The organism is Gordonia sp. G4 (assembly GCF_057770005.1).
Genome location: NZ_CM173442.1, coordinates 704728 through 720310, shown reverse-complemented (window position 1 = coordinate 720310; position 15583 = coordinate 704728). Strand labels below are relative to the sequence as shown.

General features: G+C 67.3%; 15 protein-coding genes. 6 read left to right on the top strand and 9 right to left on the bottom strand.

Annotation, left to right across the window (positions count from 1 at the left end):
- The first annotated feature begins 28 nt into the window (after nucleotides 1–28).
- Both AC3B5T_RS02975 and AC3B5T_RS02970 read left to right on the top strand, forming a co-directional pair.
- Nucleotides 29–778 (top strand): FadR/GntR family transcriptional regulator, encoded by a 750-nt coding sequence (locus AC3B5T_RS02975; RefSeq protein ID WP_010842757.1) that lies wholly within the window; start codon nucleotides 29–31, stop codon nucleotides 776–778.
- Nucleotides 779–935: 157 nt separating this feature from the next.
- The gene (locus AC3B5T_RS02970) at nucleotides 936–2051 is read left to right on the top strand and encodes an ADP-ribosylglycohydrolase family protein (RefSeq protein WP_055474462.1); all 1116 of its coding nucleotides are present in this window, start codon (nucleotides 936–938) and stop codon (nucleotides 2049–2051) included.
- Between the two features lie 185 nt (nucleotides 2052–2236).
- On the opposite strand, the gene AC3B5T_RS02965 is transcribed toward AC3B5T_RS02970, so the two are convergent.
- On the bottom strand, nucleotides 2237–3475 hold the full coding sequence (locus AC3B5T_RS02965; RefSeq protein ID WP_165629364.1) for an ISL3 family transposase: 1239 nt from the start codon (nucleotides 3473–3475) through the stop codon (nucleotides 2237–2239).
- A gap of 131 nt (nucleotides 3476–3606) precedes the next feature.
- Between AC3B5T_RS02965 and AC3B5T_RS02960 the strand changes: the two genes are divergently transcribed.
- From AC3B5T_RS02960 to AC3B5T_RS02950, 3 genes are all read left to right on the top strand, one after another.
- Entirely contained in the window at nucleotides 3607–4851 is a 1245-nt protein-coding gene (locus AC3B5T_RS02960) for an HNH endonuclease signature motif containing protein (RefSeq protein WP_055474461.1), read from the top strand.
- Nucleotides 4852–5024: 173 nt separating this feature from the next.
- Nucleotides 5025–5807, top strand: coding sequence for a hypothetical protein (locus tag AC3B5T_RS02955; RefSeq protein ID WP_055474460.1), 783 nt, complete (start codon nucleotides 5025–5027; stop codon nucleotides 5805–5807).
- Nucleotides 5808–5835: 28 nt separating this feature from the next.
- Complete coding sequence (locus AC3B5T_RS02950) at nucleotides 5836–6327, top strand: NADPH-dependent FMN reductase (RefSeq protein ID WP_010842761.1); 492 nt, start codon at nucleotides 5836–5838, stop codon at nucleotides 6325–6327.
- Here AC3B5T_RS02950 and AC3B5T_RS02945 read toward each other — a convergent pair.
- From AC3B5T_RS02945 to AC3B5T_RS02910, 8 genes are all read right to left on the bottom strand, one after another.
- Nucleotides 6282–7697 carry an amidohydrolase family protein gene (locus AC3B5T_RS02945; protein ID WP_010842762.1) on the bottom strand — a complete coding sequence of 472 codons (1416 nt, stop codon included), beginning with the start codon at nucleotides 7695–7697 and terminating at the stop codon, nucleotides 6282–6284. The two genes, AC3B5T_RS02950 and AC3B5T_RS02945, sit on opposite strands and share 46 nt — an antisense overlap.
- Complete coding sequence (locus AC3B5T_RS02940) at nucleotides 7694–8305, bottom strand: pyridoxine/pyridoxamine 5'-phosphate oxidase (RefSeq protein ID WP_044507256.1); 612 nt, start codon at nucleotides 8303–8305, stop codon at nucleotides 7694–7696. The genes AC3B5T_RS02945 and AC3B5T_RS02940 overlap by 4 nt, the downstream gene beginning before the upstream one ends.
- A complete protein-coding gene (locus tag AC3B5T_RS02935) occupies nucleotides 8302–9102 on the bottom strand; it encodes a creatininase family protein (protein WP_010842764.1) in 801 nt (266 codons plus the stop codon). The genes AC3B5T_RS02940 and AC3B5T_RS02935 overlap by 4 nt, the downstream gene beginning before the upstream one ends.
- Nucleotides 9099–10430, bottom strand: a complete 1332-nt coding sequence (locus AC3B5T_RS02930) for an FAD-binding oxidoreductase (protein ID WP_010842765.1) — start codon at nucleotides 10428–10430, stop codon at nucleotides 9099–9101. Before AC3B5T_RS02930 ends, AC3B5T_RS02935 begins: the two co-directional genes overlap by 4 nt.
- Entirely contained in the window at nucleotides 10427–11605 is a 1179-nt protein-coding gene (locus tag AC3B5T_RS02925) for a hypothetical protein (RefSeq protein WP_055474459.1), read from the bottom strand. Before AC3B5T_RS02925 ends, AC3B5T_RS02930 begins: the two co-directional genes overlap by 4 nt.
- A gap of 98 nt (nucleotides 11606–11703) precedes the next feature.
- Complete coding sequence (locus AC3B5T_RS02920; protein WP_014928118.1) at nucleotides 11704–12609, bottom strand: ABC transporter permease; 906 nt, start codon at nucleotides 12607–12609, stop codon at nucleotides 11704–11706.
- A complete protein-coding gene (locus AC3B5T_RS02915) occupies nucleotides 12606–13376 on the bottom strand; it encodes an ABC transporter ATP-binding protein (protein WP_014928117.1) in 771 nt (256 codons plus the stop codon). Before AC3B5T_RS02915 ends, AC3B5T_RS02920 begins: the two co-directional genes overlap by 4 nt.
- A complete protein-coding gene (locus AC3B5T_RS02910; RefSeq protein ID WP_055474458.1) occupies nucleotides 13376–14710 on the bottom strand; it encodes an amidohydrolase family protein in 1335 nt (444 codons plus the stop codon). Before AC3B5T_RS02910 ends, AC3B5T_RS02915 begins: the two co-directional genes overlap by 1 nt.
- A 216-nt stretch (nucleotides 14711–14926) precedes the next feature.
- Between AC3B5T_RS02910 and AC3B5T_RS02905 the strand changes: the two genes are divergently transcribed.
- The gene (locus AC3B5T_RS02905; RefSeq protein ID WP_010842770.1) at nucleotides 14927–15532 is read left to right on the top strand and encodes a helix-turn-helix domain-containing protein; all 606 of its coding nucleotides are present in this window, start codon (nucleotides 14927–14929) and stop codon (nucleotides 15530–15532) included.
- Nucleotides 15533–15583 lie beyond the last annotated feature (51 nt).

Below are 15583 nucleotides of genomic sequence, written 5' to 3'. Positions count from 1 at the left end.
GGGCTGGCGCTGCGTGAACGGAGGGGTTGTGGCACGAGGTATCGAGCACTCGGTCGTCCGAGTCCCCAAGGCGGGCGAGCTGGTGGCTGCGCAGCTGCGGCGCCAGGTCGTCACCGGCGAACTGAAGGCCGGCGACCCGTTGCCCAGCGAGACGACGCTGATGGAACGCTTCGGAGTCTCCCGTCCGACGTTGCGCGAGGCGTTCCGGATCCTGGAGTCCGAATCGATCATCGTCGTGCTCCGTGGTGCGCGTGGGGGTGCCCGCGTGCTCGCCCCGAGCGAGTCCGTGGCGGCTCGGCACATGGGTCTGCTGTTGCAGTACAAGGGAGTTCCGCTTGCCGACGTCTACAGGACGCGGACCGAGATCGAGGTGGCGGCGCTGCGCGCTTGGGGTGGCCGCGTCAATGATCTCGACGTGCTGTCGGGGTTGGTCGTAGAGGCGGCCGACACCATAGACGACGCCCCGCAATTCGCCAAGGTCGACTCCCGCATCCACCAGGCCATCACGGATCTGTCCGGTACGCAGACCCTGTCCGTGCTCGCCGGCATGATCCTGAACGTCATGGACGAGCACAAATCCTTGCACCTGTCGGTGCATGGCGACGATCACGAGCGCGATACGGACGAACTGGCTCTACGCGCATACCGGCGCCTGCTGAAACTGCTGACGGCGGGCGACGTCGATGGTGCGGTCGCGCACTGGCGCCGCTTCCTTCGGAAGATCGAGCCGCTTGTCATCGCCGATCCCGATACCACGCTCGTCGAGGTCCTTTCCTGACATCGGGTGCCTCGCCCACGTCCCGCCCGGCAGCCCCAACTCAGTGTCTGTCGTCTTGAGGTCGTCAGACAACGCCCCTTCGCGGTCCGCTGTCCTGCGGCGTCGGCGGGCGCGTGTGACCATGGGGAGACGCCGGGGAGAACTGTAGGGGGCGACCATGGATCGATTCAGCGGATGCTTACTCGCCGGTGCGGCCGGCGACGCGCTGGGCGGAGCGGTCGAGTTCTCGACGCGGGACTCGATCCTGGACCGGTTCGGGCCCACGGGGATCACCTCGTACGCGGAGGCGTACGGCGGCGTCGGCACCATCACCGACGACACGCAGATGACGCTGTTCACCGCCGAGGGCCTGCTGCGCGCCTGGGCGCACGACTGCGCGGGCGGGATCTCCTGTTACGCGGCAACCACGGCGCGCGCCTACCTCCGCTGGTTCATCACCCAGGGCGGCCATCCGCGGCACGGTGTGCTGGCGACGACCGAACGGTCGAGCTGGCTGGCGGGACACCGGCAGCTGCACAGCCGGCGTGCACCCGGAACCACCTGCCTCGAGGCACTCCGGGTGACCACTCGTCCCGGCGAGCCCGCCGACAACGACAGCAATGGGTGCGGCGGCGTCATGAGAGTGGCGCCCGTGGGGTTGTTCGCGGCCCGAGCCGAGTGGTCGGCCGGGGGTGCCTTCGATCTCGCGGCAGCGCTCGCCTCGCTCACGCACGGACACCCCTCCGGCTCGTTACCCGCCGGTGTTCTCGCGGTCGTGATCCGCGATTTGGTCGCCGGGGCGAGCCTGCCGGAGGCGTTGGCGGAGGCGAAGGGGATTCTCCGGATGCGCACCGGCCACGAGGAGACCCTTGTCGCGCTCGAAACCGCTGAGGCACTGGCCGATTCGGGCCTGTCCCACGAGGCGGCGATCGAGCGGCTGGGTGGGGGCTGGACCGGCGAGGAGGCGCTCGCCATTGCCGTCTATTCCGCGCTGGTGGCCGACGACCTCGAAGAAGCGGTGATCATCGCGGTCAACCACGATGGCGACTCGGACTCCACGGGCGCCATCGCCGGCAATCTACTGGGTGCGCGCGACGGCGTGGCAGCGATCCCGCAGCGCTGGCTCGAACCCCTCGAACTCCGCGACGTCATCGTCGAGATGGCGGGCGATCTCTACGATTTCGTGGACTGGGACACTGCCGAGTCCGATGCGGACGCCGGGTCGGCCCGTTGGGTCGAGAAATACCGGGGATCGCGTCCGGGTACGACCTCGGACCTTCGCCCGGTGGGTTGACCTCCCCGGCGTACTTGCAGCTGTGACTGGTGGGGTTTCTGTTCACCACAGTCCACCACAGTTCACCGCTGGTACGTGTGTGACATAAGCTGCCGCACAATCAGATTCGTAAGAGAACAGGCTGTGGACAAACCTCGTCGTCGAATGTTTTGGGATCTCCTGATCTGAAAGTGGGCGGTTTTCGGTCAGTTTCGATGTGGGAGTTCTGGGCATGCGCCGCCCCTGGTGAGGTTCGCCATCGCGATCAAAGCGTCGGGAGTGTGAAATCCGTACGACCGCTTTGTCAATGACCGCAGATGGCAGTTCGTTGCTTCGACTCGCGCATTGCTCATCTGACACTCGACCGCGTTAAAGATCTGGACCTCACGTTTACGGATACTCGGCGCCAGGGTGCGAATCTCTGGTATGTCACAAGCCTCCGCCTTCTTCAACCACCGCCGCAACGGCGCCCAACATGACAAGTAGGCACCTGAAAGTATGTGCCGTATCTCTTCTTTCATCTGATACGCACGGGCCAGCACACTGTTGGCATCGCTGACCACGATGGACTGCAACCGCTCCTGGTTCTCGGTGAGGCTGTCAGGATTCTTCAACAACGCCCACCTCAACCGGCCACGTTCCACCTTCGACAAGCCGGCTATCCGACTCATCACCCGAGACCGGCACCGGTCCAACGCCTGATTGACCCACTGCAGCACATGAAATGGGTCCATACACCAGTACGCCCCCGGCGCCTGCTCGGCGAGGACCGCACCGATGTACTCGGCGCCATCAGCACTGATATGGGTGATCCTGCGTGCGCGCACATCACCCAGTTCATCAAAGAACCGCTCGATCGTCTCCTTTTTGGCGCCCTCACCCGCCCATACCAACTGACCTGTGTCATGATTGACCACGACAACCAGGTACCGGCGGCCCTTGCGATAGGCGATCTCATCGATACCGATGCGCCGCAACCCGTTCAAGCGTTTAGTGAGTCCGACATGGTCGTCGACCACGCGCTCGACGATACGAGATACCGTCCGCCAGGAGACCCGCAGATAGGCACTGACCGCGGTCATCGGGGCGTGCGCGCACAGCCATGCGACGGTGTCGTCGAACGCCCTGGTCATCTTCGCTTCCGGACGTGCCCACGGAACCAACTCAGTCTTCACATCATGGCGAGGACACTGCACACGCTTGGCGGGCAACTCGAGGAAGCACCGCCAACCGCCCATGTCGAGATGTCGCCACCGTCGCGGCGCCGCAGGTTGATCGTAACCAGGGCAGCGCTTCTTACATTGCGGGCACCGTGATCGTGCGTTCTTGTGCAGTTCCAGCGACACGACCACCATCTGCCCGCGGTCATCCTCATCGAACCTGACACCCACAACACGGGCACGCTCGATTCCGAGCAACTTCTGCAGTACTCTGACAGTGCGCAACGCCCACTCCTTTGGTCTTGTTCTTCGCAAATCAAAACCTAAGCGAGACTGGGCGTTGCGTGCGTTAGGCTCGCGAAAAGGAACCCACTTCGACGTCAGAAGAGCCATGTTTTGGCGAGTACCTTGGTGTCATGACCTCGATCACGGAGCTCCGCGACACCCTCATCGTCTTGCAACCACCACCCGGCGATCCGAGTGGTCGCGCGGTGTTCGACCGACTCGACGAACTGCGTGTGTTGCGCAATGTGCTGGATCACCAAATCGCTGTGCACGTAGCTCTTCTGGATGCTTCGGGTGCGGCGGCGCGGGCGGGATCGACGACACGGTCGTGGCTGATCGAGATGGGAATGCCACCATCAGTTGCCCACCGTGGTGTGCGGATAGCCGGCAGCCTGGCCTTGTTGCCGAAGGTCGCCGACTGTGCCGCCGACGGGTACCTGTCTGCCGAGTGCGTCGACGCGGTCGTTCGAGGGATCGCTCTTATCGACAAACGCGCTGCAGCACCGCTTTCCGACGACGACCGTCGGGTGTTCGAGACCGAACTGCTGACACAGGCGTTCTCCGGTGCCACTCCCGCCGAGATCGACACCGGCGCACGTGGTATCGCGGTGCGTGTCGCCGCCGCGGATCCCGACACGGTTCCGGCGGCTGATGATGCGTCGTTGAACACGGTGCACACCAGGGTGACCGAGGAGGGGCGGGTCGCGATCAGCGCGGATGTGACCGCAGTGATCGGGGAGAAGTTCTTGTCGATGATCGACGAACGATCCGGTCCGCGTCCCGAACCCGACGGCGCCGAGGACCGCCGCTGTGTGGCTCAGCGTCGTGCGGACGGGTTGGAGTTGCTGTTGGATCAGGCGGCGATCGGTGCGGCGATGACCACCGCGGGGGCACCGCGTACGCAGGTTCTGGTCACCGTTCCTGCCGGCGGCGTCGATCCGGCACGGTTGCCGTGGGTCGGGGCGATATCGGCCGCGTCGGCGCAGCGGTTGTCGTGTGATGGCCGGGTCGCCGAGATCATTCTCGACGCCGAGGGCGTGCCGCTGCGGATGGGAACCACGAAACGGCTGTTCCCGCACCATCTGCGGCAGGCAATTATCGTGCGGGACTTGTGCTGCGTGAAATGTGGTGCGCCCGCCGCGCATACGCAGGTCCATCATCTGGTGCACTGGGCTGACGGTGGTCCCACCGATCTGGACAATGGGTGCCTGTTGTGCCAGCGGTGTCATACCCAGGTCCATCACCACGGGTGGCAGGTGGTGATGGGTCCCGACCGGCATCCGTGGCTGATCCCGCCTGCCGACATTGACCCGCGACGTCTACCCCGACCCGCCTACAACCGGCGCACGATGCGACTCGACGACGCCCTCGTGTAACCGCTTCGCCCAAAGACCCTCCGGCGCCGATCCGGCGCCACACGTCCTTTGACAACTCAAGACGCGGACGCGTTTCGAATCCCCGGGACCCATGCCCGGCCTTGACGCGGTCTCCAGCGCAGCTCAAGGGGAGTTGCGGCGTGAAACGGACACTTGCGCCTACGTTGGGACACATGACACCCACGCGTCTCCCCGGTCCGATCACCTGGCTCGCCGTGTTCCTCGCCGTGGCTCAGGTGCTCGCGCCCGTCGTCCCGTTCTCCGGATTCGGCGCCTCGCCCAACGAGTCGACGACCGATCTCCTGATCACCCCGGCGGGTTACACGTTCTCGATCTGGAGCCTCATCTACCTGCTGTCGATCGTGTTCGCCGTCGCGGTGGTCTGGAAGGGGTCCACCGGGACCGATGATCCGCGGCGCCTGCTCATCGACCTCGAAGTCGCGTTCGCAGGCGCGGCGGTGTGGATTCTGGTGTCGGCCGCCGAGTGGACGTGGGTGACCCCGCTCGTGCTGACGGTCATGACGGTGGCCCTGCTCGACGCGGCCCGGATCGCCGCGAGACCGGCCGACGGCTCGGCGCCGCGATGGCTCACGGCAGTGACCCGCATCCTCGTCGGTGTCTATGCGGCGTGGGCGACCGCAGCGGTCTTCCAGAACTGGGCCGCCGCGATCGGAGCCGACCTCGCCGACCCGCGATCCCTGGGCTGGCAGCTGGCCGTTCTGCTCGCGTGCGCCGTGGTCGGGCTGGCCGTCACGGCAGTCGTCGGGTCGGTGCTCGTCGCCTACCCGCTCACCCTGATCTGGGCGTTCGTCGGGATCATCGTGAACGCACAGGGCGAGACGACGGCCGTCGTCGGAGTGGCGGCCGGGACGATCGTGGCGCTGATCGTGACGACGGCAGCGATCACGGTGCTGCGGCGCCGGGCCGGTACGCCGGCGTCGGCTGAGGCACGATAGGCGGGACCGATACTGCGAAAGGCGGACCATGACCACCACCGTTGTCGCCGGGAACCCCAAACCCGGTTCGCGCACCCTCGATGCCGCCCGGCAGCTGGCGAAGGCGCTGACCGGAACCGAACCCGACCACGTCATCGACGTGATCGACTTCGGGGCAGGTCTGCTCGGGTGGGGCGACGCCGCGGTCCGGGGCGCCGTGGAGACCGTCGCCTCCTCGGATCTCGTCGTGGTCGCCAGCCCGACCTTCAAGGCGACCTACACCGGAGTCCTGAAGCTCTTTCTCGACCAGTTCGCCACGGGCGAGGGTCTACGAGATGTGACCGCCGTCCCGCTGATGCTCGGGGCGGGCCCCGCGCATGCCATGGCGCCCGACCTGCTGCTCAAACCGGTCCTGGTGGAACTCGGCGCGGTGTGCCCGGCACCGGGCCTCTACCTGATCGACTCGACCTACAGCACCGATTCGCGGATCGCCGACTACACCGAGCGGTGGTCGTCGACGCTCGTGCGACTCTCACCGTGACGCGCCGCGACGACCGGGTGTATCCCCGAGTGCGCGGCCGAGGCGATCATCCGCTCGGTGAGTTCGGAATCGGCCTGGGCGCGTACGGGATCGGCCACGTCGCGATGCCACACCGGCCGGCCTCCCACGATGACCTCGCGCAGGTTTCGCAGCCCGCATCCGAGAACGTACGTGGCGACGGGGTCCCAGATCGGTCCGAGGTGGGGCGACCGTGGGTCGACGACGAGGAGGTCCGCGAACTTGCCCACCTCCAGCGAACCGACCTTGTCGGCCACCCCGATCGCCGATGCTGACCCGAGCGTGTGCAGCATCAGTACATCGAGCGGGGTCAGAATCGCGGCGTCGCTGTGCTTTCCGCGCTGGAGGAACAATCCGGTCCGCATGTTCTCGAACGGGTCCGACACGTCGGTGCACGACTGATCGTCGACACCCATGCCGACGGTGATCGAATCCCGAAGCAGGCGTGGCACATCGGCGATCCCCGAACCGAGCCGGCCGTTGGACATCGGTTGCCACACCACTGCCGACCCGGTCTCGCGCACCCTCGTGACCATGTTCTCGGTCGGATGGACGAAGTGCCCGAAGGCGAAGCCGGGCCCCAAGACGCCCGCGGCGTCGTACCAGTCGAACTTCGACTGCTGGATCTCGATCTGTTCGGCCGTCTCGACGAAATGTGCCTGATTGGTGATCCCGTACCGGTCCATCAGGGCCCGTTCGCGCTCGGCGGTCGCCTGCGACGACGACCACTGCACCGACCCGTACACCGAGCCGCCCAGATCGAGTGCCGGGTCGACGGTGCTCAGGTGGGTCATGACCGCGTCGAAGCCCGTGAAGGCCGCGTCCTCGCCGAGCTGTTCGTCGTCGAGCCGCACGCTGGTGACGAAGCGGATGCCGGCGGCCGCCAGACCGTCCACCTGCGCGGTGACGAATTCGGGCGGGTGCACGCGCGCCGCCTTGAGGACGGACTCCTCGTAGTCGAACAGCGCGAGGACACGCGACTGGGTGAAGTTGTACACGGACGTGATGCCGGAGGACAGGTGGTCGAGCCCGCCCGCCAGCGTCATCCAGTACAGGTCCTCCGCCTCGGCGCCGAGCAGCATCGTGCTGTTGAGCGTGACCCATTCGTAGAGCGGACTGTTCGGGGCGACGCCTCGCATCCCGCCGGTGTAGATGTGGCTGTGGGCCGAGACGAAACCGGGTGCGAGGAAGGCGCCCTCGAGGTCATGGCGGGGGAGAGGTGCGTCGGCGGGTGGGGAACCCTCGCCGATCCCGGAGATCCGGCCGTCGGTCCCGACCGACAGCCATCCCCAGAACCACGGTTTCTCGCCGCTGACCGGCAGGATCAGCGCGTTGTGGTAAGTGCCGGTCATCCCGGTAGTACCTCCGATGTCCATTGATTGTCGTTGTGGGTGAACCGTACTCGTTGCGACGGACCGTCCGGGTCGCCCCGCCAGAAGGTGATCTCCCGCAGGTCGACGGCGTATCCGGTCCAGGTCGGCGGCGCCGAGAGTCGCGGGTGCGCCGCGTCGAAGTCGGCCCAGCGCCGCCGCCGCTCCTCGGGAGACAGCGCCGCGAGGTCGCCGTCGTTCATCCACGCCAGCAGCTGCAGGTAGCGAGAACGGCGTGAGAACGCCTGGTGCAGTTCGTCCTCCGGGGCGCGTCGGACGTCGCCGTGCGCGACGACCTGACGGCCCACCGCAGGCCAGGCGATCGCGACCGAGGCACGGGGGTTCTCGGTGAGTTCGGCGACCTTCGCCGATCTGGTGTCGGTGTGGAAGTACACCGCCGTGTCGTCGGCTTCGGTGATGAGAACGTGTCGAACCCGGGGATAGCCGTCGCGGCCGCACGTCGCCAGTGCCATCAACGGACGGGGTTCTTCCGGTGCGGGCAGCCAATCTCGCAGTAGTGTCATCGGCTGGACCGTGAGCTGATCGGCGTTCGCGCAATCGGTTCCGAAGCCGGTCCCGCTGGTGATCAACGTCCGACCCGGCCCGGGTCGAACGTGGCGATCTCCGGAAGTGCGGCGACGAGGGCGTCGACCCGCTCGTCGAAGAGCTCCGCGCCGGTCGACGCGTCGGCGCCGGTGGGATCGCCGATGACGCCCGACTCGGCGAAATCGGTGGAGAGCCAGCCGAATCGGACCGTCCCGGCGAACCCGACGTGTGTCGCGTCGGCGACCGCGTCCGCGACCGTCGCGACCGCCTTGTCCATGTACACCAGATCCGGTCGGAGGTGCAGCATCATCGAGGTCTCGGCCCACCCGGCGTGGATGCCGAGTCCGCGCTCGGTGGGACCGGGATGGCCCGGGCCGGAGGAGAAGAACGTCTGCAGGTCGAAACGTCGTCGGAGCTCGCGCGCCGCAACCTCGATCAGGGCGGAGTTGCCGCCGTGCGCGTTCAGGAAGAGCACACGTCGCGCGGGGGTCTGCGCCAGCGAGGCACCGATGTCGACGATCGTCTCGAACAGGGTGGTCGCCCGCAGCCAGATCGTGCCCGGCAGACGAGAGTGCTCGTCGGACTTGGTGTATCCCAGTGCGGGCAACAACCAGACGTCGTACCCCGCAGCGGCACCGCGTTCGACGACCGCCTCGGCGACGGCTTCGGCGACGATGAGGTCGGTGGCGAGCGGGAGGTGCGGTCCGTGCGGTTCGATTGCGCCCGTGGGCAGGACGAGAATGGAATCGCGCGACAGGGCGTCACCGACCTGTTCGGTGGTCAGCTCGGCGTAACGCCGATTCCCGGCCCGGTTCACGCTCGTCGTGTCCACGGCGTTCACATCCACCTTCCCGGGTTGAGCAGCCCCTTCGGATCGGTCCGCTGGGCCAGCGCGCGGACCCGTTCGGCGTCGAGGTCGACGTACCACTGATGCGGGGAGTGGACCCCGACCCCGAGTTCTTCGAGTGCGGCGACCCCGTCGATGACCTGCTGCGGACTGCGGTAGATGCCGTTGAGCATTCCGAACATCATCTCGTGGCCGACCTCGAGATGCAGCATGCCGCCCTCGTAGACCTGCTCGACCTCGTCGAGACGGCTGACGAGTGCGTCGCCGCGTACCTCCATGTGAAACCACTTGTCCGGCTGCGACTTCTGCAGCCACCATGTCGGGTGGTTGTAGGACAGCGTGGACAGTTTGACCGTCTCGGCGATGCCCTCACGGACCGCTTCGACGCGGCCGCCGGCGGCCGCGATGAGATCGGTGGTCTCCACCAGGGCCCGGGCGTCGATGATCCCGCGCACGCTGGCGCGTCCCCGGACGAGGGCGGGGTCGTCGGGCAGGGCCGCGGTGATGATCGGACCGTCCGCGGACAGCAGCCGCGGCTTCGGTTCGATGGCCGCCAGCCGGAAGGCCGCGTCGAATGCCTCCCGGCCGGACTCGAAACTCGCATAGACACAACGCCATTGCTGTAGCGGCTCCACCCGGACCGTGGCCGCGACGATGATGCCGGCGACCCCGTAGGTGTGCACGAAGGGCGTCGCGTCGTCGCCGTCGAGGTGGACCACCTCGGCATCGCCGGTGGCGTGGACGACATCGAGCGCCTCGACGAAACCCTGGTGGTTGCGGCCGTGCACGATCGTGCCGGTACCGGCGGAGCCTCCCGCGAGGAAGCCGCCGAGGGTCGACTGGACCGTGGACGGGTACATCCACAGCTGGCTGTCATGAGCCCAGGCCGTCTGTTCCAGGTTGATCATCCGCGCGCCCGCCTGCGCGGTGACCGAACGTCCGGTGACGTCCCGTATCTCGGTCAGCGACGTCATGTCCAGGACGAGTCCGCCGAAGCGCGGGATGACCTGGCCGTAGTTACCGGTCCCCTTGCCGCGCGTGGTGATCGGCACCCCGCGGGCGACGGCCGCACGCACGATCTCGGGCACCGCGTCCGCTGTACGCGGATAGCACACGAGGTCCGGTTCGCCGAGGTCCTGCGCGGAGAGGATCGGGCTCATCCCGGAACCGTCGCGGGCCGCCCGTGCGAGTGCGCGGGGCAGCGAGCTGATGCCGCGCGGGCCGACGATCGCGAGTAGATCGTCGGCCAGCGCGTCGACGTCGTCGGGTCCGAAGTCGGGGCGTCCCTCATCCGTGCCGACGGCCACCACGGGCGCGGTCACTGGGGCAGGCCTACCGAGGTGTCGATGAAGCGGTTGGTCGCGATCGCCTCGGGGGTCAGGCGGTCGGCGGCCGGGGTGCCCTGTTCGGTGAAGATCGGTCCGGTCACCTCCATCACGCGGGCGACGCGGGCGGTGTCGAAGTTGCCGATGGTCGCGTCGGGGCCGTTGCTCACCAGGTTGAGCTCGGCCATCGTCTTACGGGCGTAGTCGGCGTTGCGCTGGGAGTACACCCAGCCCGTGTCGTACTGTTCGACGGCGTCGAGGATGACCTCGTCCGCCGCCTGGGGCGAAGCCAGGTAGTCGACGGACCCGCGCTGCAACACGGGGACGAGCTGTTCGAGGCAGGCGGCGTTCTCCTCCAGTGCTGCCGAGCGCACCGCGACGGACGACTTGTAGGTGGGGAAGCCGACGTCGTGGATCAGCTGGTACTTCACCGGCTTCTGCCACCCCTCGACCTCCTCCTGATAGACCTGGGGCTCAGAGCTGGCGAATCCCTGCTGGGCGGTCTTGCCGCCGTCGGAGACGAAGTTGGCCGGCGATCCGTCGTAACTGCCGTCGACCTGACCGGGGGAGAGGACACCCGACCCGGTCAGGTAGTCCATGTACGTCGACCCCTCGAAGTAGAGCACGCGCGCGTTCGCGGGCTTGAGGTCGGCGATCTTCTGTACCTGCGGGTAGGTGGCGGGATCCCACATGATCATCTGCGGGCTGATGTCGAGCGGCGCCATGACCGCGGTCGTCGGATTGTCCTTCGAGTTCTGGATCGCCTGGTCGGTGTCCACGTACCCGAGGAGGATCTCCGGATCGGAGTACATCTGCGAGGTCACCGACTGGAAACCGATGGCGGGTCCGCCGGAACGGATCTCGATGTCGACGCCGGTGTACTCGCCGCGGTCGAACAGCGGACCGACGACGCGCTTGTTGCCGGCGTTGATCGTCGGGTCCGGGCCGAGGAGGTGGTAGAGGTGCCCGTGTTCGGCCTCCGGATTCCAGTCGGTCTGGACCACGATCTTGTCCGGGCAGTTGGCGCTCAAGTCGACCGGGCCGATAGCCCCGGTGTACCCGGAGGACTCGGTGCTCTCACCGGAACCGCATGCGGCGGTGAACGCGAGGGCGGCGGCCACGGCCGCGACACCGGTGGTCTTGGACAGGCGGCGCCAGACATGTGTGTTCATGGGTTCCTCTTTCGTGCAGGGAGATTCGGGCAGGACTGAAGGGACGAGAAGATCGGGAAAGGCGGGTAAGACGACCGGGTCGATCGGTGGGGGTCGGGTCAGCGCTGATACCAGCGTCCGACGATGCGGTTGCCGAGCCACCCGAACAACCAGAAGACGGCCACGCCGAGAAGTGAGGCGAGCACGATCGAGGCGAACAGTTCCTCGGCCTGCAGTCGCGAACGATAGTTGTCGATCAGGATGCCGATGCCGGGATTGCCCTGCTTGAAGAAAAAGTCGCCGACGATCGCACCGACCACCGACAAGCCCGCCGAGATCCGCAGGCCGGCGAAGATCGCCGGCATGGCGGCGGGGAACTCCAGCTTGCGCAGGACCGTGACGCGGCTCGGATGGTGCAGAGCGAACAGGTCACGCATCTGCCGGTCCACGGACCGCAGGCCGAACAGGGTGTTGGACACGATCGGGAACAACGAGATCAGCACGCAGACGAAGACGCGTGCGCTGAAGCCGAATCCGAACCAGAACCCGACCAGCGGAACGAGTGCGAGAATCGGGACACACTGCAGGACAACGGCGTAAGGGAACAGTGCGTTCTCCATCAGTCGCGACTGCGACATGATCACCGCCCAGGTGATGCCGATCACGGCGGCGATGGCCAAACCCGTCAGCGCCACGGTTGCCGTGCGGCTCAGGGCCTCCCACATCTCCTGCGCGGCGTCGCCGAGCAGGCCGTCGGTGACGACCTGATGCGGTGGCGGCATGAGGAATCGTCGTCCGGGGTCGAGCACCGCGTAGCTCACGAGATACCAGGCGCCGATGACCAGTGCCAGGACGACGAGCGGTGCGGCGATCCCGACCGCCCTCGAGCGAGCGCGGCCCCGACGGCTCGTGCGCGTGGCCACGGCGAGTTCGGTGGTTGACCCGGGGTCGGGCGCACCGGCCTTGCCGGGCTTCGGGGTTCTCACGCTCGGTGTGGTGTCGGTGCCGGTATCGGGGGCGGTCATGAATGTGCCTCTCGGAGTGCGCGTGAGATCCTGCCCGCGATCGCGCCGAACTCCGGCTCGAAACGCAGGTCGGGTGCCCGGGGATAGTCGAACGGGACCTCGATCTCGTCGACGATGGTCCCCGGTCGCCCAGACATCACCAGGACCCGGGTGGACAGGAACGCGGCCTCGGCGACCGAGTGCGTGATGAACAGGCCGGCAAAGCGTTTGACGGCGAACAACTCCGTCAGATCGGTTCCGAGCCGCTCACGGGTGAGTTCGTCGAGGGCGGCGAAGGGCTCGTCGAACAGGAACAGGTCGGGGTCGAGGGTCAGTGACCGGGCCAGCGACACCCGCATCCGCATGCCGCCGGACAGCATGTGCGGCAGGTGCTTGTCGAAACCGGTCAGCCCGACCGTTTCGAGAGCGGCGCGAACTCGCTCGCGCCGTTCGGCTTTCGGCGCGCCGTCCAGTTCGCCGAGCAACGCGACGTTGTCGGCCACCGACCTCCACGGGAGCAGGGTCGCATCCTGGAACACGTACCCGATACGCGCGGCACCGCTCTGCAGGTAGCCGTCGGTGATCGTCTCCAGTCCCGATGACAAGCGCAGCAGGGTCGACTTGCCGCACCCGGATGGCCCGACGACGCTGACGAATTCGCCCTCACGCACGGTGAGGTTCACATCCCGGAGGGCATGGGTGCCGTCCGGGTAGGTGAGCTCCACGTGTTCGAAGCCGACGAGTGGGTGACCGAGTGCCGGCCTGGGGGTCGTTGCTGGTGAACTCATCATCTCTCCAAACCGACGGGGGATCTGCCCGGCGCAGACATCCCGGCTGGGTGTACTCCTGCTGGGGACAGTTCTGCTGGGGACGAAACGGGCGGCACCGGGAAACTGGTCCAGCTGGTGGTCTCGGTGCGCGCGACCGGGGCGCCGTTCACGATGACGACCCGGTCGGCCGGAGCGGTCGCGATGACCTCGGTGAGGTCGTTCCCGCGGATCGCGACGAGGTCGCCGCGCGCGCCGACAACCGGTCCCGCGGGCTCGAGTCCCAGCACGGCACGCGCCTCGGAGGTGACCATTTCCATTGCCGTGTGGGGATTCTGATGCGCCGCGGTGATCAGCAGGGCAGCTGTCTCCAGGTGGTCGGCCCGCCCGACGGGATTGAACGGGTCACGGATGTTGTCCGCGCCCCCGACGACACGGACGCCGTGGTCGCGCAGGACGTCGATCGGGGTGATTCCCCGGCGGCCGGCCGAAGGACCATGGCGGCCTTGGAGATACAGGTTCGTCACCGGCAGTGCGACGACCGAGACGCGGGCGCGCGCGAGAGCCCGGGCGACCCGTTGCAGGTCGTCGGTGGCCAGGGTGTCGAGGCGGCAACAGTGGCCGGCCGTGCGGACACGGTCTTCCGGCCAGTCCGCCACCCGATCCGCGAAGGCCTCGATGGTCAGGTGGTCGCCGTCGAGGAACTCGTCGACGTGCAGGTCGGCGCCGATGCCGCGCGCCTCGGCCAGATCGAGCAGCCTCGTGAGTTCGAGGAGCGGATCGTCGGCGATGTGTGGGGCGCCGCCGACCAGATCGACGCCTGCGTCGAGCGCGGCCTCGATGTGCGCGGTGGGCGCCAGTGGGCTCGCCAGTACCGCGACCTGGATGTCCATCAGCCCGCGCAGGTGATCCCGGATCTCGGTGAGGACACGGACGGCGCGCAGGGGGTCCTCGTGTGGGAGCACGTCGGCGTGGGTGCGCACCGCGGTGATCCCGTTCCGCAGCATGGACGAGGTCGCCTGCAGCGCACGGGTCCGGAAGGAGTGCTCGTCCAGGGCGACACTGCCGGCCCGCCAGGAAGTGATCGCGTCGGCGAGATCGCCGCTCGGGGGCGACAATTCCGACCAGGACAGGGCCTTGTCGAGGTGGGCGTGGGGTTCCGCCGCGGGTGGCAGGAGTAGGTGACCACCCAGATCGAGCCAGCCGGGACCGCGCGGTGTGTCGGGAGAGAACGGCGTGACGGCCCGGACCCGACGGATGCCGTCGGCATCGGCCGACAATTCGACGTCGACCACCGAGCCGTCGGGCAATGACCCGGTGATGCCCGGGACGGGCGCGGTCTGCGGAGCCTGCATACGGAAACTTCCTCGAGGACTTCGGTGGCGTGCAACGGTGCACGTGAGGTCGGTGGTCCCGCTGTGGCTGGGGTCGGCGGGGGTGGGGCGGTTCGTGATACTTGTTGATCACGTCAACACGACCGAATATAGGAACGCGCTGTTGCCGCGACGTTAACCAGCGCTGCGGGCGTGTAACCATCGATCCGACTTTCGCCGGAGGAAGGGTGTGGGCACATGGCGCTCGACGAGCCGGATCTCGCGCAGGCGTCGCTGGGTGCGGAGATTCGCAGACGACGCAAGCAACACGGTCTCACGCTGGCGAATCTGGCTGCGCAGGCCGGTATCTCGCACCCGTTCCTCTCGCAGCTCGAACGCGGTTACGCGCGTCCCAGCATGACGACCCTGGAACGGATCGCGCGGGCCCTGGACACGACCCAGGTGAGTCTCATGCTGGCCGCCGACCCCGCGCATGTGGCGGGAGTCCCGTCGTCGGCGCCCGTGGGTGCGCAGCTGGTGCGTGCGGGAGAAGGTGCGATCCTCCCGCAGGCCGGCGACAACGCCGGATATGCGCGCCTGCTCGTCCGGGGGGACGCCGCGTTCTTCCCCCAGGAGCAGTCGTTGAACAGACGGGACTACGGCGAGTACTTCCAGCACGACCAGGACGAATGGCTGCACGTCGTCGACGGCGAGATCGAGGTCGATCTCGGTGACGGCAGTGTTCTCGAATTGCGAAGAGGCGACAGCCTTTACTACGCTGGCGGAATTCCCCACCGATGGCGGCTCATAGGTCGCGAGGCCGCTCGCCTGGTCGTCGTCCAGGCGTCGGCGCAGGTGTCCTGACCCGGGTCGGTGGGGGTGGTTCCCGTGGCTGGGAATCCCGGCGGAGATCAT

What these genes read in the sequence shown, in the direction of transcription:
- AC3B5T_RS02915 (WP_014928117.1), bottom strand. Translation starts at nt 13,376, where the DNA reads ATGAGTTCACCAGCAACGACCCCCAGGCCGGCACTCGGTCACCCACTC.
- AC3B5T_RS02925 (WP_055474459.1), bottom strand. Translation starts at nt 11,605, where the DNA reads ATGAACACACATGTCTGGCGCCGCCTGTCCAAGACCACCGGTGTCGCG.
- AC3B5T_RS02955 (WP_055474460.1), top strand. Translation starts at nt 5,025, where the DNA reads ATGACACCCACGCGTCTCCCCGGTCCGATCACCTGGCTCGCCGTGTTC.
- AC3B5T_RS02950 (WP_010842761.1), top strand. Translation starts at nt 5,836, where the DNA reads ATGACCACCACCGTTGTCGCCGGGAACCCCAAACCCGGTTCGCGCACC.
- AC3B5T_RS02920 (WP_014928118.1), bottom strand. Translation starts at nt 12,609, where the DNA reads ATGACCGCCCCCGATACCGGCACCGACACCACACCGAGCGTGAGAACC.
- AC3B5T_RS02910 (WP_055474458.1), bottom strand. Translation starts at nt 14,710, where the DNA reads ATGCAGGCTCCGCAGACCGCGCCCGTCCCGGGCATCACCGGGTCATTG.
- AC3B5T_RS02945 (WP_010842762.1), bottom strand. Translation starts at nt 7,697, where the DNA reads ATGACCGGCACTTACCACAACGCGCTGATCCTGCCGGTCAGCGGCGAG.
- AC3B5T_RS02960 (WP_055474461.1), top strand. Translation starts at nt 3,607, where the DNA reads ATGACCTCGATCACGGAGCTCCGCGACACCCTCATCGTCTTGCAACCA.
- AC3B5T_RS02905 (WP_010842770.1), top strand. Translation starts at nt 14,927, where the DNA reads ATGGCGCTCGACGAGCCGGATCTCGCGCAGGCGTCGCTGGGTGCGGAG.
- AC3B5T_RS02970 (WP_055474462.1), top strand. Translation starts at nt 936, where the DNA reads ATGGATCGATTCAGCGGATGCTTACTCGCCGGTGCGGCCGGCGACGCG.